Genomic DNA, 16,852 nt, shown 5'->3' with positions numbered 1-16,852 from the left:
CGTAACAGGTTTCTTTTGCGGCGATAGTCAACTCAGCACCATAACGCAGACGTTTGGGTTGTCTGTCATACTGATTTCTTAATGGTTGACCGGTCGGCTAGTTTTGTGGTTGCATTTTGTGCGTTCCATTTTTACCGGGTGTCGCTGCAAAGAATAATGGCGACACACATTTTGAGAAGGAGGCATTAATGACCACGATTTTCATTATCGGCGCGGCGGGCAATATAGGGCGCCGCCTGTCAAAGACGCTTGCAGATAAAGGACATGCTGTTCGTGCACTTTACCGTAAACCTGAACAGGAACAGACGTTACGTCAGGCAGGGGCCGAACCGGTCAGCGGGAACCTGACAGAGCTGGATGCCACTACTTTGGCAGCGTACATGAAAGGCAGCGACGTGGTGGTTTTCACCGCCGGGGCTGGTGGCAAAGGCGGACCGGAAATGACCAATGCGGTCGATGGCGAAGGGCTGAAAACCGCGGTCGCAGCGGCGGCTCAGGCTGGCGTTTCGCGCTTTTTGCTGGTGTCTGCATTCCCGGAAGCAGGGCGCGGTAAAACCATTTCTGATACGTTTGAAAACTACATGCGCGTCAAAAAAGAAGCCGATGTGGCGCTGGCGCAAAGCGAACTGGACTGGGTGATCTTAAGACCGGGAACATTAGTGGATGACAGCGGTACCGGACTGATTCAGGCCGGACCCGCCATTCCTTACGGCGATATCCCCCGTGATGACGTGGCAGCCACGCTTGCTGAAATCATTGAGCAGCCTGATGTCAGCCGCGTCATCATTGAACTGACAGCGGGAGATGTGCCGGTTCGTCAGGCTGTAGAAAATATAGCGAAACGCTAAAAAATTTTGCCACTCCCAGGCGGGCAGAAGAACGTTTGCCCGTCAGGAGCGTGCCGGATCGGAAAGGGGAGCCGGCAGCCTGAATGAAAAGTTTTTTAAATTACCTGTAGACGACCGGTCTAATTGTTGTTAGTGTAGCGACAAGGTTAAGGCGAACGGGCGATATCACACTGCTTTGTTCAGACCGGATCCAAAGGCTTTTCGTAATGGGTTCACAGGATTTTTTTATCTGACATCTAGACGACTGGTCTACTTAAATCACAATTCACTACGCCGGAGATTTATTATGAAGATTCTTATGGTTCTCACCTCACACGATAAACTGGGTAACACAGGCCGTAAAACAGGTTTCTGGCTGGAAGAGCTGGCCGCGCCTTACTATGCATTTAAAGATGCCGGAGCGGAAATTACGCTGGCTTCTCCAGAAGGTGGCAACCCGCCGTTAGATCCAAAAAGCAATGAGCCGGATTTCCAGACTGAACAGACTCACCGCTTCGAGGCCGACGAGCAGGCAACCGCTCAGCTGGCTTCAACGGTTCGTCTCGACAGCGTGTCGCAAGCTGATTTCGACGCCGTTTTCTATCCTGGCGGTCACGGTCCGTTGTGGGATCTGGCAGAAGATAAAAATTCTGTCGCCCTGATCGAAGCGTTTCTGGCGGCCGGTAAGCACGTGGCGCTGGTCTGTCATGCACCGGGCGTACTGCGTCATGTTAAAACTTCTGAAGGAAAACCACTGGTTGAAGGCAAAAAAGTGACCGGTTTTACCAACACCGAAGAAGAAGCGGTAGGGCTGACAGACGTGGTGCCTTTCCTGGTGGAAGACGAACTGATAGCCAAAGGCGGTATCTATTCCAAAGGACCGGACTGGGGTTCTTATGTGGTGATCGACGGTCTGCTGATCACCGGTCAAAACCCGGGCTCTTCTGCTGAAGCGGCTGAACTGCTGATTAAGCAACTGGGCGCATAGTCGTTCCTCACGCGGGGTGGCAGGCATGAATGTCGCCCCGCTTAGCAGGTGTCGATCTGTTGTTATTGCGGGGTGACAGAGTGTATTGTCGTGCGTGAAGATATTGTCCTTTCATTCGCTCATAGACGACTGGTCTAGTTTCTGGTAAATTTGCCCTATGACTACTGCAACTCAACACCATAACAATGACGTCCGCGAGCATATCCTTGCGACAGGCCAGCGTATTATGGCCGGCAAGGGTTTTTCTGCTGTCGGACTGAATGAAATCCTCAAAGACGCGGGCGTGCCCAAAGGGTCTTTCTATCACTATTTTGGCTCAAAAGAGGCTTTTGGTGTGGGAATGCTTGAGCGCTATTTTGAAGACTATCTGGCCGACCTCGACAGGACGCTGAGCCAGCCCGGCCTTAATATGGCGCAGCGACTGATGAATTACTGGCAGCTATGGCGGGAATCTCAGTCATTCTCCGACTGTCAGGGCAAATGCCTTGCCGTGAAACTGGGCGCGGAAGTCGCTGATCTGTCGGATACCATGCGTTTAACGCTGCTTTCCGGCACGGCGGGAATTATCTCGCGTCTGGCGGAAGCATTAGAAACGGGTGTGGCTGAGGGATCTCTGACGATTGATGACACACCACGCACCGTGGCGGAAAGTTTGTATCAGCTCTGGCTGGGTGCCAGCGTGATGGTCAAGATTGTCCGCAACATGAGCCCGTTTGATTCCGCGATGGCGACGACGCAAAAGATTATTCACATCATCTGAAAATAATGCCAGCCATATTAAATGACTGGCATTCGCTTGCGAAAATGATTATTCCGGCAGTTGTGCTAACGCGTTTTTCACTGCATCAGGCATCGAAGGGCGTCCGTTAGTCAGACAGGTTGCCACAAAAGTGGCTTCGGCAAACACCACGCCATCCACTTTGATCTGCTGAACGAAGTTGACGCGGTTACGTTTCTCATTTCTCGCCAGTTCACAGGTTACTTCAACCTGATCGCCTTTTTGCAGGCTTTTACGAAAGCGCAGTGAATACTCCAGCACCATGTACATGTTGCCCTGAGCAAACTCTGCCTCGATATCAATACCCAGCGCTTCACGCATGTAGGCATGGCGCGTCCATTCCATATAGAAGGGATAATACAAACCATCCACGACACCCTGAAAATCGATATGTTTTTCATCTACTTCATAATGCTTACTAAACATTTGCTGCTCCGTAGCCAGTCCATTTTTTTAAACAGGGCATCATATATACAACAGTAAGTTCTTTTGGTAAAAACCAACGTGTTTCAGAATATAAGATCTCTTGTATCAGGATAAAAAATCCCTTTGCGGGAGCCGGTGACTATAGGAAAGAACCCATGCTGAAAGAAAACTTCAACGAACTGCAGATTTTTTTGGTCGTTGCGAGAGAACGAAGTTTTACCAAAGCAGCAGGAAAGCTGGGGGTTTCGCAGTCGGCGCTCAGTCATGCCGTTAAGGCGCTGGAAGAACGTTTAAACATCCGCCTTTTGACCCGCACCACCCGAAGTGTCGCGCCCACTGAAATCGGCGAGAAGATTATTGCCTGCCTGGAACCACGACTTGCCGATCTCGAGCAGGAGCTGGAAACACTTGTTCAGCTTAACGGCCCGACCTCCGGGAATATCCGCATATCGGCGGGGGAACACTCCGCAAGAAAATTATTGTGGCCAAAGCTGAAGCCGTTTTTACAAGAATATCCTGAAATCAATGTCGAACTGCATGTGGATAACGGCTTCGTCGATATCGTCGATGGTCGCTACGATGCCGGGGTGCGTCTGGGCGAGAGCGTAGATAAGGATATGATTGCCGTCCGCATCGGTCCGGATTTCCGAATGGTGGTTGTTGGTTCACCGGACTATTTTGCCGAAAAGGGTATTCCGCAAACTCCGCATGAGCTGCAATACCACAAGTGCATCAATATGCGTCTGCCAACCGCCGGTGGGTTGTACCACTGGGAGTTTGAGAAAGAAGGAAAGCCGCTGCGGGTGCGCGTGGAAGGGCAACTGACGTTTAATTTGCTGTCAGAACGAATCGATGCGGTGCTGTCAGGATTTGGACTGGCCTGTGTGCCGGAGGACATGGTTGAGGACCGGGTGAAATCTGGTGAACTGATTCAGGTGCTGGATGCGTGGTGTCCGTCGTTTCCGGGCTATTACCTTTACTACCCGAGCAGAAAACAACATCCGCCAGCTTTTGCGCTGATGATTGATATGCTGCGCGACAACGGATAATACGTCAGCGGCACGAATTTTATCCTTCACAGGCTATGGTTCAGTCCCGCAATACTTTCGAGAAACATACAGCCTCATCCCGGCCGATATAGGGTCCGTAATTCTCTATGAGTACGTATCCATTATTCTTATAAAAATTTACCGCCTTATGGTTAACGTGTCGGGTTTCAAGCCATATTTCTGTATATCCCATGTTTTTCGCGGATGTTTCAAGAAAACTGAGTAAAGCTTTCCCGACCCCAGGGGCGCTTCGGTCTGAGAACATTCTTTTAAGTTCGGCGATATTTTCTGTTAACGGTCGGATAGCCCCGCATCCTGTTGCATCGCCTTTTTCATTTCGTGCCAGCACCCAAAGCGATCTGTCACCATCCATTGAATCTATTGTGAAATTACTTTTTCCACTATCACCCGTTATCGCTGCAAGCTCCGCTGACAATTTTTCTATTAAAGAACAAGAATCTGGCGAAAATGGGTCTGATTTCTCTACTGTTATCATTCGATACCCTCATAAAGTTCTTAGTCAGAATAGAAGATGTTTACGGTAAATTCCTCATGTTTTATTTGATGATGTTAAATGCCGGATTTCTACAGCTCCACCTGTGATGTTTTCCGTTTTTCTGGCCGATCACTTAAACTGCCTCACACAGGACGGAACATAGGGAAAGTAAGATGCTTTTGCCAGCGACAAGCTTTATAAAAAACGTGTATCAATCGTCATCTGAAGAATGAGTCATCAATTGTTTGTTTCTCTGGATGGGCCCAAGGGTGCTGGTAAAACCACATTGCTGGAGGCCATTACGAAAGTATTAAGGGCAGACAACAAGAAGGTGGTCCGCCTTTGCGAGAAAAAAAGCGATCCATACAGGGGCGAAACAATGGCTCTTGTTAACAAGTTCGCCCGAAATCCCACTCTGGATTTGGAATTAGAGGTTTGTAAGCGCCTTGCTGATAGCCGTGCCTGGATTTCCGAACATGTGCTGACTAAGCAGCCAGCGGACTGCATTATCCTGATGGATCGCTGGTATCCGTCGGATGCCGCGTTTCGCCGGATGATCCCTTTTGCAGAGATTTTACAGCTTAACATTCAACGAAAGGTGAGAACGCCAGACCTGCATGTCGGGGTGGTGACTGCGCCTGAAATTTCCTGGGCAAGGGCCGCGTCGCGGTCACGCGGGCTGGGAAGTACGGTGATTTCTAAGCTGGAAGAGCATGTCGCTTGTACCACGGCGTTCGAGCGAGAAGTTGCACATCATGACTGGGTTTTATGCCGCAATGAAGGAACGATAGAAGACGCAACGATGCAGGTCATTTCTGAGATCTACAGGGTGTCCGGCCTCTTACATCCCCGTTTCTAAAAACTCAATAAAGGCTCTGACTTTTGAATTCAGTGCCGAGCGTTCGTTGACGCAGGCATAGATATTCATCGGCAGGGACTCTGCATCGCTGTCGCAGAACAAAGGCATGAGCCGTCCGCTATCAATCAACGGCTGGGCGATAAAGCTTGCCAGCCGCGCGATACCGCCGCCGTTCTCTGCTATTTTGGCAATAATATCAATGTCATCGCTGATGAATTGCGGATTGAGTTTCGCATTAACAGGTTGCCCGTTAATCTTAAATGTCCAGGGCAGAAAACGTCCGTCGGTGGGATAACGAAAAACCAGGCAGGCGTGCCGGCTCAGTTCTTCGGGAGTCTGCGGGATACCTGCGCGCGCCAGATAAGCGGGGGCGGCGCAGAATATAAACGGCAAAGAGGCGATTTTTCTGGCAATCAGTTGATCGTTTAGTTGTGCTTCGATGCGGATACTGACGTCTATGCCTTCCAGCCGGTGGTCAACGTTGCGATCGGTGCTGATCAGTTCGACATCAATATCGGGAAATGACGCTTTGAACGCTGGCATCAGTGGTGCGATGACATACCGGCCAAAGGCGGCAGTCGTGGCGATGCACAGCGGACCCTGCGGTTTGGTTTCAAGCGCAGCAGCCTGCGAAGCGAGATCGATATCATGGGGAATATGGCGGACTCTCTCGAAATAGCGTTTACCACTTTCGGTTAATGTCATGCTCCGGGTGGTGCGCGATATCAGGCGTACGCCCAGATGTGTCTCAAGTCGCGACAGGCTCTGGCTCACCGCCGCCGGACTCATCCCTTTACCGCGTGCTGCCGCGGCGATACTGCCGTGTTCCACTACGCGGATAAAATTGCTGATCAGCCCTAACACATCCATAGTCTCTCCCGTGCCCGATTCGTCACTTTTTATTAATAATGATTAAAGCACAACCGCTCTACCACCGTCAGGGCTAGCTTGTTAGTTTATCCGCTGTTTCGCAAACCTCCGTTAAACAGGATAACCCGATGACTGACGCAGTGACTAAAAATATCCCACGTATTCGCTTTCCAAAACGCACTTCACCCTACATATTTGCTCTGTATATGGCGACTATTATGGCGTTTCTGATGAGTCTGGTGATCACTCTGGCTGAATTTGGCATGGGGCCTCATTACATGGAAAATGTGATGAATGCTTATCAGGTTGCTATGCCCGCGGCCTTTGTCTGCATACTCGTTGTCCGTCCGGTGGTTATCCGGCTGGTGGGATTAACGGTTCACGGTCACTGAGTCATTCAACAGGTTGCCCTGGAGATATGTAGAAAAGGGCGGGCGTCTCATCTACGCTGTATGAGCTTTGCCCTTTTTGCATTTACAGGAACTGGAAAGATGAAAGTCGACTGGCACAGCGCCTTGCTGACACGTACCACGCTTGTGGATAAGCATTACAGAAACACCCAGAATGTTCGTCGTTTCCTGACTGAGCAGTGCGGGGAGGATTTTCGCTTCGATCGTGATTTTATGGCCTGGATACGCAATGAAGTGCCAAAAACGCTGGGCGATGTGGCCGATGAGTGGAAGCGCAGGCAGTCACCGTAACGCTGATATTTTAAATTCTGAGTCCTCGATGCTGAGGACTCAGTTCGAAATATCCTCAGTTCATTCCGTTCAGTTTTTCCATCACTTCATCAGATAAACTCAGACGTGCGCTGGCCAGGTTTTCCTGCAAATGTTCCGGTGATGACGTGCCGGGGATCAGCAAAATATTCGGTGAACGTCTGAGCAACCAGGCCAGCGCGACCTGCATCGGTGTGGCCTGTAAGTCAGCGGCGACTTCATCGAGTTGCGTTGACTGCAGCGGGGAAAATCCGCCGAGCGGGAAGAAAGGCACGTAGGCGATGCCCTGATCCGCCAGCCGATCCACCAGCGCATCGTCATGGCGGTTGGCCAGGTTATACATATTCTGCACGCAGACAATCGGCGTCAGTTTCTGCGCGTCCTCGACCTGTTTTGCCGTGACATTGCTCAGGCCAATATGACGAACCAGTCCGCGTTCTTTCAGCTTAATCATCGCCTCCAGCTGCGGTTCGAGCGATCCTTCTTTCGGCTGATGGGTATCCAGCATACTGCGCAGATTCACCACTTCCATTGCCTCAAGCCCCAGATTGCGCAGGTTATCTTCCACCGCACTGACCAGTTCCTGTGGCGTAAATGCCGTTAACCAGCCGCCTTTCTCATCCCGGCGCGCACCGACTTTGGTGACGATACACAGATTGTCAGCGTAAGGATGCAGGGCGTTTTTGATCAGCTTATTGGTTTCATGCGGACCGTAGAAATCACTGGTATCGATATGATTCACACCGCTCGCCACCGCATCGCGCAATACCTGAATGGCGCGGGCCTCATCTTTTACCGGACCAAAAACACCCGGACCTGCCAGTTGCATGGCACCGTAACCTAAACGTGCCACTTCGCGGTCGCCGAGACGATAAGTCATTGAGGGTTGTGACATGGGACTCTCCTTTATGTGTGTTCAATGATTGTAGCGCTGCGCTGGCTGTGCAACTATCCGGTGAAATCAGGACAAACTGTACGAGGCTACGCACAATGTCGATGGATATCGCCCTGCTGCACGCAGTGGTTGAGGTGGCAAAAGCCGGGGGATTTCGCGAGGCGGCGCGGGTTACCGGCAGTAATGCATCACGGCTCAGCGATGCGGTACGCCGCGCCGAACAACAACTGGGCATCCGGTTATTTCACCGCACCACGCGCACGGTGGTTCTGACCGAAGCCGGCAGGGCGCTGATTGAACGACTGCTGCCCGCCATGAATGAAGTGAATGCCGCGCTGGACGCGCTCAACCGTTATCGCCACACGCCGGGTGGCGTACTGCGCCTGAATGTGCCGGTCAGCGCCACGCGGCTGGTTTTGCCCGCCTTAGTGCCGGAATTTTTGCGGCGTTATCCCGATATCCAGCTGGAAATCATCGCCGAAAGTAATGTGCAGGATGTGTTTCGAGATGGCTGCGATGCCGGTATCCGTTATGACGAACGTCTGGAGCAGGATATGGTGGCGATCTCCATTGGTCCGCGTATTCAGCGCTACGCCGCCGCCGCGTCACCGGCATATCTTGATGTCCACGGCAGGCCGTCGCATCCGCGGGATCTGATCCCGCATCGCTGTCTGCGCGGGCGTTATGCCAGCGGCATCATGCCTGACTGGGAATTCGAGCGGGAAGGCGAAACCCTCAGCGTGCAGGTGAGCGGTCCGCTGGTGGTCAGCGTCGGAGGCGCGGTCGATCTGGCGGTGGAAGCAGCGATAGCCGGGACGGGGATCATTTATCTGTTTGAAGAATGGTTACGGCCCGCCATCACCAGCGGAAAACTCGAGCCCCTGTTGCAGCCATGGTGGCTGTCTTTTTCCGGTCCGTGGCTTTATTACAACGATCGCCGTCTGATCCCCGCGCCTTTACAGGCGTTTATTGATTTTGTACGTGAGGATAATCTGCGCCGCGAAACGTCACTCTGAGCGTTGTGCTTTCTGCGGTGTCACTGCCGGATGATAAGACGAGGGCGGCTGACCGGTCACGCGGCGAAACATGGTGGAAAAAGACGAGCCATTGTCGTATCCCATCGACAGCGCGATGTCACTGACCGGCCTTCCGGCCACTAATCCCGACAACGCTACCAGTACACAGGCGCGCTGCCGCCAGACAGAAAATGACATCCCCGTTTGTTGAAGAAAATGACGGCGGAAGGTGCTGGCGCTCATAAACAACGCGTTCGCCCAGCGGTCAGCAGGATCATGGATCGATGGTGCGGCTAAAAAGGCCTGACACAGCGCCAGCAGCGGCGGATTTTGTGGCAGCGGAATTTCAAATTCCCGTGTCTGCATCGCGGCAATTTCCTGCAAAAGCAGCGCCACCAGCAGACGATCTCGTGATGACTCGTACAAAGGTTCGAGCTCAACGGCCTCGAGCAACAATTGTCTCAGCAGGGGAGAAACGGTAAGGATTTTACAGCGGTCACGGGCGGGCCACTGCTGCACGCTTTCCGGTTCGATATACAAACTGCGCGTCGAAACGCCGATAAATTTCACACTGTGCGGCTCCAGGGCGGGGATCCACACCGCGTGCTGTGGCGGTACTATCCAGTTTCCCGAACGGGTCGTGACGTGCATCAGCCCGGTGGCGCCGTACAGCAACTGGGCGCGACGGTGACGATGCTCAGGCAGCACAAATCCTCCCGGATAATCGTTCCCCACCGCCACGACTTCCCGGTCGAGATCTTCATAATCTTTTATATGAACGTTGCGCATAAAATTTTCAGGCTGCTTGTTGACCGATTCGCAAGGGTAAATGAGCGCTGCAAAAATGGGAAGGGCACGGTGAAGCCGCTACTCTTGCCGCCTGACATTTTGCGGAGTGGTTACGTGAACGACATCATCATTATTCTTCTGGCAGGTTTTACGACAGGCATCACCACGGTGCTGTTTGGTTTTGGCGGCGGGTTTATTGTGGTGCCTTTTGTGTATCACATCGTGGCGGTGCAGCCGGGTCTGTCACCACATGCCATGCATATTGCCGTGGCGACCTCGACCGCCGTCATGGTGTTTAACGCCGGATGGGCCAGCGTACAGAGCGGCCGGGTGGGAAGATTAAATACCGCCGTGTTGTTTCCGCTGGTCTGGTTTATCGCCACCGGCGCGGTGGGTGGTTCACTGCTTGCCGGATTACTGAAAGATGAGCTGGTTCGCGCCCTGTTTATCCTTTATCTGATCATCACGCTGGCGGATTGCCTGATGCGTAAAGGCTTTATCATCCGGCCACAGCCGCGAAAATTATCCGGTACCACTGTACGGCTGGGGGGCATTTTCATTGGCGTCGTGGCGGCGCTGCTGGGCGTGGGTGGCAGTGTGATGACGGTGCCGCTGCTGCGCCGTCATGGTCATGAGATGCGTGATTGTGTCAGTGCGGCAAATCCGCTTTCCATTCCCGTGGCGGTGTGTGGCGCGGTGACCTTCAGCCTGGCGGGGCTGCATGCGGTTCCGGCACCGGGGTATTCAGGTTACATCAGCCTGAAGATTTTGGTACTGCTCACAGCATCAGGTTTTTGCGGCATGTTGTTTACCCGCCGGTGTATTCCAGCCGTGCCCGACGTTCTGCATGCCCGGATTTATGTCATCTTGCTGCTGGCGGTGCTGATGGCGATGGCTATTTGAAAACACGAATAATTAACACAACCATAATATAATCCACGACTATTACCCATGAAGGATATATTTATCCAAAGCTTATAAATAACATTTACCTTAATAAAGGTATAGACCGGCCTTGTTTAACTCTTATTTAGTTTTCCCACCTCAGAATAATAGTATTAAAAATATCCTTTATACAGACTGAAGAGATATTAAATAAATTCAGTTCATCGGTAACAGGTACGAATTTTCCGGTGGTTCAATACATTATCTGAGGCTGGAATAATCATCTTATGCGTAGAGTTAACCGGGTAAATCTTTTATGGCTTCTGGCCTTTACTGGGCCAGGTGCGGCTAAAAATGATGCCAGCGAACTGAGTTTATACTCAATCAATACCGGTTCATTTGTTTATCATATGACGGGTAATGTCGGGGACTACAACGAAATTTTCAAGAATAAGTTCTTTTCCGTTGAGCGTAAATTCTCTCAGGAGTCGAAGAACAGTATGCTCGTGGGCACGATGAAAAACAGTTTTAACGATCGTTGTTTGTCGGTGGGTATGAGAAGGGATTTACACGAAATCAATTCCAGGTGGATGATAAAAGGGGTCTATGCCTACACCGGTGAGTTCTTTGCAAAAGCGTTCAGTGACTGCGGCAATCACGGGTCATATCATGATTTTAAAAAAGTCACCGGCATTGGTTTTTCGCCTTACATCTACCACGCGCTCCAGTACAACCCGACCACTTTCTTCGGCGTTGAAGCGGGGATTATTGCGCCTGATATTTTTGCAACCAGCATCCAGTGGAGTTTCCGGTAAGGTTCTGACATAAATAGTTTTTTTCAATGTGATAACGCCTCCCTATATACCGAAAATACCTTTCGGTTCTCCTCCTGATATTCTTTTTATTCACTGCGTCTATACTCAAATTCAGGCTGATGCTGTTCGATTTTCAATACTGTTTTTTCATTAAGGCGGTGGCTGACGTGCTTAAAAAAACTTTCGGGCTTTCATGCTTGCCGTTATTAGTAGCCCTGCCTGGGAGCCAGGCAGATCAATTAAAATTATATTCGATTAACACCGGATCCTTCGTTTATCACCTGACCGGTAACCACGGGCAATATACTGAGAAATTTGATAACGATTTCTACTCAGTTGAGAGAAAATTTTCTGAAGATTCAAAGTATAGCGTGTTAGTCGGGACGATGAAAAACAGCTTTGATGACCGTTGTATCGCCATAGGGATGCGACGCGACTGGGCGGAGAGCAACACGGGTTGGGTGTTCAAAGGCGTGTACGGTTACACTGGCGAGTTCTTTTTTGATGCCTTCAAACACTGTGGCGATGATGGATCTTATGCCGATTTCAAGAAAGTCACCGGCATTGGCTTTTCACCGTATATTTATCACGCCATTCAATACAACTTCACTGATTATTTCGGCGTTGAAAGCGGGATTATTATCCCTTCAGTTTTTGTGATCACCGTGCAATGGAGCTTTAGATAACGCCCCACGCTCAGCCCAGCAATCCCAGATGTTCGACCAGAATCGACGTGCCGATGCCAATCAGTACCACGCCACCGAGGATTTCCGCCCATTTACCGATCGCCGCACCGAGAAAACGGCCCAGCAACATACCGGACGTCGCCATAATGGTGGTAGCCGCGCCAATGGTCAGTGCCATCACCACAATATTCACCTGAAGGAACGCCAGCCCGACGCCGACGGCCATTGCATCCAGACTGGTCGCGACGGCGGTGGTGACCAGCAGCCAGAAGCCGTGGCGACGCGGTGCTTCTGTCTCTTCTGCGGTATCTTTTTTAAAGGCTTCCACAATCATTCGGATACCGAGGATCAGCAGCAGGGTAAACGCCACCCAGTGATCCCAACTCATAATAAACTGGCTGGCCGCCAGACCAATACCCCAGCCGATGACCGGCGTAATCGCTTCGATCACACCAAAAATGAGTCCGGTACGTAATGCCTCTTTAAAGGGCGGACGGTGCAGTGCTGCGCCTTTGCCGATTGCTGCTGCGAACGCATCCATGGACATGCCGAACGCCAGAATGAGGATTGTGTAAAGTTGCATAAAACAGACCAGTCAGGCCTTCATGAAGAAAAAGGCTGTTTATTAAAAGATGCGCGCAGTCTGCCACAGAAATTAAAATAAAAAAACCATAATTTTCAATATGTTATAGTATTGGTTAAGAATGTTAGCACAGGCTATATTTGGTTGAAATGCCCGCAAATTGCTGAAAATGGCATCGGCAGGAATGAAAAACATCAATCATCATAACGATTTATCGCGAGCCGGTTTTATTCACGGAATCTCACCTGCGAAGGCTCGCGCTTCCTCATCGTGCGGCGTAAACAATAAACGTCACTACGCCAAATATCTCCAGCGACTCTTCATCCTGAAAAGTGATCGGCTGATAATTCGGATTCATCGGTACCAGTTGCAGTACCGGATGAGTCCGCAATTTTTTTACCGTGAATTCACCGTCCACCGCCGCCACTACGATATCGCCATCAACCGCTGTCAGGGCGCTGTCCACCACCAGCAAATCGCCTTCGTTGACGTTGGCATCGCTCATCGAATGGCCGGAAACACGGATAAAATAGGTCGCGCTGGCATGGGCAATCAGCAGTTTGTTCAGATCGATACGCGACTCCACGTAATCCTGCGCCGGAGACGGAAAGCCGCAAGGCACGCGATCCAGGAATAACGGCAGGGTGATTTTTTGCAGATGTTCTGCGGGTGTGTACAAAATCATACTCATTTCTCGTGACACTGGTTTTATATACAGTATTCACACTGAAGGGGCACGGATCAAGCCTGTCAGATGAAGAAAATCCTATCTGCCTGTGCGGACAGAAAATTTAGTGTTCCGCCTATATCCTGTTTCACGACGTACAACGGCGTTCAGACCGGGAGACAATAAAATTATGAGGTTTGTAATTTATTCGAACTATTTTTAGACAGTAAACAATTGCCCTGTGCAAACTGCACACAAAATAAAGTGTTAAAAGATATTATTTTTAGAAAATTAAAATTTCTACGTATTATGGTGTCACATGAAATTTTTAATTATTTAATAGAAGTAGAGAAGTTTCTATAAATGTGTACCTTTTATAAGTAAATAAATGTAATGTATTTATAATATCATGATTTAACTGAGTAATTTATAATTAAATAAAGTTAATATATTAGTAAGTAGAAAGTTATTTAAAAAGAAAAAGCAATTGTCTATCCTTGCCGCTGTATTTTAATTACCTCCCCTCTATTATGGTGATTTATCTGTGAGCAATACACAACATAAACTTAGCAAAGCTCGCCCTCCTCGCGTTCAAATAACCTATGACGTGGAAGTTGGCGGAGCTGAATCCAAAAAAGAATTGCCTTTAGTCATGGGCGTTATTGGTGATTTTGCCAAAGATGAAATGTCTCTGCGCGATCGTCGTTTCACACATATTGATAAAGACAACTTTAACAATGTGATGGAAGGCATGAGCCCGGCAATTGATATGTTGATCGAAAGCACATTACCGGAAAAAGAAGGTCAGATGGCCGTTTCGCTGGAATTTAACTGTATGGATGACTTCTCGCCTGAGAATGTGGCCATGCAAGTTGAGCCTCTGCGCAAACTGCTTGAATTACGTGAACAATTGAGCGATTTACGTAACCGGACAGCCAGCAATGATCGCCTGAAAGAACAGTTGGTTGAATTGCTTGAGAGCCTGAATAAAGACGCCGACCCTGCAAAAGGAGACGCTGAATGAGTGATATTCAGGTCATGAATACCTCAGCACCGGCTGAGCAATCAAGCGATTATCTTGATCAGATCATCGATAATACCCAGGCTATTCGCCGGGAATCTGACCGCCATAAAGTGAAAACGCAGCTGGATAACTTCCTGTCTGAAGTGGCATCCGGTGCGGTCATTGTGTCTAATGATCTGGTGGGAAGCATTGAAGCCCGCATTGCTGCCATTGATGAATTGTTATCTTCTCAGGTCAGCAAAATTATCCAGGCGCCGGAATTTCAGCGTATGGAATCCTCCTGGCGTGGTCTGCACAAACTTGTGCAAAGCAGCGTGACAGAAAATACCAAAGTGCGTGTTTTTAACTGCACGAAGAAAGAGTTGCTGCGTGATTTTAAATCGGCATCCGATTTTGATCAGTCTTCCTTATTTAAAAGCATTTATGAAAGCGAATACGGCACCTTTGGTGGCGACCCTTATTCTGCTTTTGTCGGTGATTTTGAATTTGATTCCATGCCGGAAGACCTGCAATTACTGGAACAGATTTCTCATGTCGCTGCCGCAGCACATGCACCTTTCCTGAGTGCCGCTAATCCAGGCATGTTCGGTATGGGCTCGTATTCTGAGATGCCGCGTCCGCGTGATCTGGGCAAGTTATTTGATACCTCTGATTATGCCCGCTGGAAATCATTCCGCCAGAGCGACGACTCCCGTTATGTTGGCTTAACACTGCCGCGTGTTATCGGGCGCCTGCCTTATGGCGCTAAAACCGTGTCTGTAGAAGCCTTCAATTTCGAAGAAAAAATTGCAGAAAACAATGACGGTGCAAGTTACCTATGGGTGAACGCCGCGTATGAATTAGCGGGCCGTATGGTCGAAGCTTTTGAAGAACATGGCTGGTGCGCTGCGATCCGCGGTGTCGAAGGCGGTGGTCTGGTCAAATCCTTGCCGACCTATAATTATATTTCGCAAACTGGCGAAAAAGTCATGCAATGCCCGACTGAAGTGGCGATTTCCGATCGTCGCGAAAAAGAATTAGCCGATCTGGGCTTTATTCCGTTGGTTTATTGCAAAGGCACGGATTATGCGGCGTTCTTCGCTGTGCAATCAACAAATAAACCGCGCAAATATGATTCTGAACTGGCTAATGCGAATGCTAAATTGTCCAGTCAGTTGCAATATATTATGACAACGTCGCGCTTTGCTCATTATTTAAAATCCATCGTGCGCGATAAAGTGGGCAGTTTTATGTCCAAATCTGAATGCCAGCATTTTCTGCAGAATTGGATCAACCAATATGTGGTGGGTTCCGACAATGTAGGGCCAACAATTAAAGCCAGTCATCCATTGCGTGAGGCAGTTGTGGAAGTTGTTGATGTCCCAGGTTCACCAGGCAGTTATCGCGCCGTTGCGTATTTGAAACCGCATTTCCAGCTTGAAGGTCTCAGCATGTCGCTGCGTCTGGTAGCGGAACTCCCTGCATCAACCGGTGCATAAATATTTAATCAACACTATAAGGAAATACCATGGCTACTGAATCCCTTTTTATGCAAATTGAAGGCGTTAAAGGCACCGTAAGTAATAAAGGTTTTGAGGGTTGGATTGCTGTTGAGAATATGAACTTCGGTGTGTATTGCTCTGCAAAAATCGATAATGCCAGCGGTCAGGTAAACAGCGATGGCGTGAATTTTGATGCGATTTCATTCTCAAAAGTAATGGACACCACTTCAACGCAACTGGCTAATATGGTTGCTCAGGGCACCAATCTTAAACAAGTTTCCATTGTTAAAGCATTGTTCCAGGGCGAGAAAATGGTTCAGGCTTTGAAACTGACCTACAAAAACTGTGTGCTGACTAGCTACAACTTTGCTGCTTACTCTGAAGGTGAAGTGCCGAGTGAAAATCTGAGCTTCGTCTTTGGTCAGATGACATTCGAAACCAATATGGTTGAGCCAGACGGTAAAACCAGCAAACAAGGTCCTGTGGGCTGGAATTTGGTTGAGAATACCAAGCTGTAATTTTTCAAATCATCAGTGCATGTTTCGGCATGCACTGTTTCACGGTGTCTTAATGAAAAGTTTATTACAGCAACTGTCTGATGATAATCCGAAAGACCAAAATTGTCCTGATGTGGCCGAAGACAAAAGCAGCATGTTAATTGAAGAGATATTGCTGCTTTTGTCTTCACGCCCCAGAAGTTATCGAATTGATAAAACGCCATTAATTAATGAATCCATTCTTAATTATGGTGTAAGTGATGTATTTGCCAGTGATACACCTCGTCTTGAGCGTAATGCCATTATGCAGTCACGTATTGAAATTGCATTGCAACGCTTTGAGCCGAGGTTGAAAGATATCAGCGTTACGCCAGGAAATGAGCAAGGAAGTTTATGTTCATTCATCATTGATGCTGAGACTTTTACTGGTGAAGTTCGCTACCGGCTTATATGGGACGATGTAATTAGTCAATTCTCTCTGCGTGAATGACAGGTATGAATT

At 49.4% G+C, this 16,852-nt stretch carries 22 protein-coding genes; 15 read left to right on the top strand and 7 right to left on the bottom strand.

Annotated elements, in window-relative coordinates:
• Nucleotides 1–188: 188 nt before the first annotated feature.
• The 3 genes from ACM615_RS12350 (at nucleotide 189) to ACM615_RS12340 (ending at nucleotide 2,575) form a co-directional block, all read left to right on the top strand.
• Nucleotides 189–848, top strand: a complete 660-nt coding sequence (locus ACM615_RS12350) for an SDR family oxidoreductase (protein ID WP_431011968.1) — start codon at nucleotides 189–191, stop codon at nucleotides 846–848.
• Nucleotides 849–1,134: 286 nt separating this feature from the next.
• Complete coding sequence (locus ACM615_RS12345) at nucleotides 1,135–1,815, top strand: type 1 glutamine amidotransferase domain-containing protein (protein ID WP_120162289.1); 681 nt, start codon at nucleotides 1,135–1,137, stop codon at nucleotides 1,813–1,815.
• 157 nt (nucleotides 1,816–1,972) lie between these two features.
• A complete protein-coding gene (locus ACM615_RS12340; RefSeq protein WP_112286564.1) occupies nucleotides 1,973–2,575 on the top strand; it encodes a TetR/AcrR family transcriptional regulator in 603 nt (200 codons plus the stop codon).
• Between the two features lie 48 nt (nucleotides 2,576–2,623).
• On the opposite strand, the gene ACM615_RS12335 is transcribed toward ACM615_RS12340, so the two are convergent.
• On the bottom strand, nucleotides 2,624–3,019 hold the full coding sequence (locus tag ACM615_RS12335) for an acyl-CoA thioesterase (protein ID WP_112286565.1): 396 nt from the start codon (nucleotides 3,017–3,019) through the stop codon (nucleotides 2,624–2,626).
• Nucleotides 3,020–3,174: 155 nt separating this feature from the next.
• On the opposite strand from ACM615_RS12335, the gene ACM615_RS12330 reads away from it, so the two are divergent.
• Nucleotides 3,175–4,068 carry a LysR family transcriptional regulator gene (locus tag ACM615_RS12330; RefSeq protein ID WP_112286566.1) on the top strand — a complete coding sequence of 298 codons (894 nt, stop codon included), beginning with the start codon at nucleotides 3,175–3,177 and terminating at the stop codon, nucleotides 4,066–4,068.
• Between the two features lie 40 nt (nucleotides 4,069–4,108).
• Here the strand turns inward: ACM615_RS12330 and ACM615_RS12325 are convergent, their stop codons facing one another.
• Nucleotides 4,109–4,564, bottom strand: a complete 456-nt coding sequence (locus tag ACM615_RS12325; RefSeq protein ID WP_279918134.1) for a GNAT family N-acetyltransferase — start codon at nucleotides 4,562–4,564, stop codon at nucleotides 4,109–4,111.
• 229 nt (nucleotides 4,565–4,793) lie between these two features.
• On the opposite strand from ACM615_RS12325, the gene ACM615_RS12320 reads away from it, so the two are divergent.
• Nucleotides 4,794–5,423, top strand: a complete 630-nt coding sequence (locus ACM615_RS12320; protein WP_431011967.1) for a dTMP kinase — start codon at nucleotides 4,794–4,796, stop codon at nucleotides 5,421–5,423.
• Here the strand turns inward: ACM615_RS12320 and ACM615_RS12315 are convergent.
• Nucleotides 5,406–6,293 (bottom strand): LysR family transcriptional regulator, encoded by an 888-nt coding sequence (locus ACM615_RS12315; protein WP_431011966.1) that lies wholly within the window; start codon nucleotides 6,291–6,293, stop codon nucleotides 5,406–5,408. The genes ACM615_RS12320 and ACM615_RS12315 overlap by 18 nt on opposite strands.
• A 128-nt stretch (nucleotides 6,294–6,421) precedes the next feature.
• Here ACM615_RS12315 and ACM615_RS12310 point away from each other — a divergent pair, with 128 nt between their 5' ends.
• Together ACM615_RS12310 and ACM615_RS12305 are read left to right on the top strand one after the other, a co-directional pair.
• Nucleotides 6,422–6,685: a DUF2798 domain-containing protein gene (locus ACM615_RS12310; protein ID WP_112286570.1), complete on the top strand. Its 264-nt coding sequence runs from the start codon at nucleotides 6,422–6,424 to the stop codon at nucleotides 6,683–6,685.
• A gap of 99 nt (nucleotides 6,686–6,784) precedes the next feature.
• Complete coding sequence (locus tag ACM615_RS12305; protein WP_132964366.1) at nucleotides 6,785–6,994, top strand: DUF6434 domain-containing protein; 210 nt, start codon at nucleotides 6,785–6,787, stop codon at nucleotides 6,992–6,994.
• Between the two features lie 55 nt (nucleotides 6,995–7,049).
• Here the strand turns inward: ACM615_RS12305 and ACM615_RS12300 are convergent, their stop codons facing one another.
• Nucleotides 7,050–7,907 carry an aldo/keto reductase family oxidoreductase gene (locus ACM615_RS12300; RefSeq protein WP_431011965.1) on the bottom strand — a complete coding sequence of 286 codons (858 nt, stop codon included), beginning with the start codon at nucleotides 7,905–7,907 and terminating at the stop codon, nucleotides 7,050–7,052.
• A 95-nt stretch (nucleotides 7,908–8,002) separates the two neighbouring features.
• On the opposite strand from ACM615_RS12300, the gene ACM615_RS12295 reads away from it, so the two are divergent.
• A complete protein-coding gene (locus ACM615_RS12295; RefSeq protein ID WP_431011964.1) occupies nucleotides 8,003–8,923 on the top strand; it encodes a LysR family transcriptional regulator in 921 nt (306 codons plus the stop codon).
• On the opposite strand, the gene ACM615_RS12290 is transcribed toward ACM615_RS12295, so the two are convergent.
• Nucleotides 8,915–9,712 (bottom strand): AraC family transcriptional regulator, encoded by a 798-nt coding sequence (locus tag ACM615_RS12290; protein ID WP_159281598.1) that lies wholly within the window; start codon nucleotides 9,710–9,712, stop codon nucleotides 8,915–8,917. The two genes, ACM615_RS12295 and ACM615_RS12290, sit on opposite strands and share 9 nt — an antisense overlap.
• A gap of 114 nt (nucleotides 9,713–9,826) precedes the next feature.
• Here ACM615_RS12290 and ACM615_RS12285 point away from each other — a divergent pair, with 114 nt between their 5' ends.
• The 3 genes from ACM615_RS12285 (at nucleotide 9,827) to ACM615_RS12275 (ending at nucleotide 12,098) form a co-directional block, all read left to right on the top strand.
• On the top strand, nucleotides 9,827–10,615 hold the full coding sequence (locus ACM615_RS12285) for a sulfite exporter TauE/SafE family protein (protein WP_431011963.1): 789 nt from the start codon (nucleotides 9,827–9,829) through the stop codon (nucleotides 10,613–10,615).
• A gap of 269 nt (nucleotides 10,616–10,884) precedes the next feature.
• Nucleotides 10,885–11,412, top strand: a complete 528-nt coding sequence (locus ACM615_RS12280) for a hypothetical protein (protein ID WP_232829776.1) — start codon at nucleotides 10,885–10,887, stop codon at nucleotides 11,410–11,412.
• Nucleotides 11,413–11,609: 197 nt separating this feature from the next.
• Complete coding sequence (locus ACM615_RS12275; protein ID WP_113877355.1) at nucleotides 11,610–12,098, top strand: hypothetical protein; 489 nt, start codon at nucleotides 11,610–11,612, stop codon at nucleotides 12,096–12,098.
• 10 nt (nucleotides 12,099–12,108) lie between these two features.
• On the opposite strand, the gene mntP is transcribed toward ACM615_RS12275, so the two are convergent.
• Complete coding sequence (mntP, locus tag ACM615_RS12270) at nucleotides 12,109–12,681, bottom strand: manganese efflux pump MntP (protein WP_112286573.1); 573 nt, start codon at nucleotides 12,679–12,681, stop codon at nucleotides 12,109–12,111.
• Nucleotides 12,682–12,946: 265 nt separating this feature from the next.
• Complete coding sequence (gene umuD, locus ACM615_RS12265; RefSeq protein WP_129638828.1) at nucleotides 12,947–13,366, bottom strand: translesion error-prone DNA polymerase V autoproteolytic subunit; 420 nt, start codon at nucleotides 13,364–13,366, stop codon at nucleotides 12,947–12,949.
• Between the two features lie 526 nt (nucleotides 13,367–13,892).
• Between umuD and tssB the strand changes: the two genes are divergently transcribed.
• From tssB to ACM615_RS12245, 4 genes are read left to right on the top strand one after another with little or no spacing between them, the layout of a single operon-like run.
• Nucleotides 13,893–14,372 carry a type VI secretion system contractile sheath small subunit gene (gene tssB, locus ACM615_RS12260; protein ID WP_129638827.1) on the top strand — a complete coding sequence of 160 codons (480 nt, stop codon included), beginning with the start codon at nucleotides 13,893–13,895 and terminating at the stop codon, nucleotides 14,370–14,372.
• Entirely contained in the window at nucleotides 14,369–15,850 is a 1,482-nt protein-coding gene (gene tssC / locus ACM615_RS12255; RefSeq protein ID WP_112286576.1) for a type VI secretion system contractile sheath large subunit, read from the top strand. The genes tssB and tssC overlap by 4 nt, the downstream gene beginning before the upstream one ends.
• Nucleotides 15,851–15,879: 29 nt before the next feature.
• Nucleotides 15,880–16,371: an Hcp family type VI secretion system effector gene (locus ACM615_RS12250; protein WP_112286577.1), complete on the top strand. Its 492-nt coding sequence runs from the start codon at nucleotides 15,880–15,882 to the stop codon at nucleotides 16,369–16,371.
• Between the two features lie 52 nt (nucleotides 16,372–16,423).
• Nucleotides 16,424–16,840 carry a GPW/gp25 family protein gene (locus tag ACM615_RS12245; protein ID WP_431011962.1) on the top strand — a complete coding sequence of 139 codons (417 nt, stop codon included), beginning with the start codon at nucleotides 16,424–16,426 and terminating at the stop codon, nucleotides 16,838–16,840.
• Nucleotides 16,841–16,852: the final 12 nt, after the last annotated feature.

The organism is Rahnella sp. PAMC25617 (assembly GCF_050606005.1).
Classification (GTDB): domain Bacteria; phylum Pseudomonadota; class Gammaproteobacteria; order Enterobacterales; family Enterobacteriaceae; genus Rahnella; species Rahnella variigena.
Note: the sequence above shows the minus strand (reverse complement) of the source record. Positions and strands in the feature narration are given on the sequence as shown.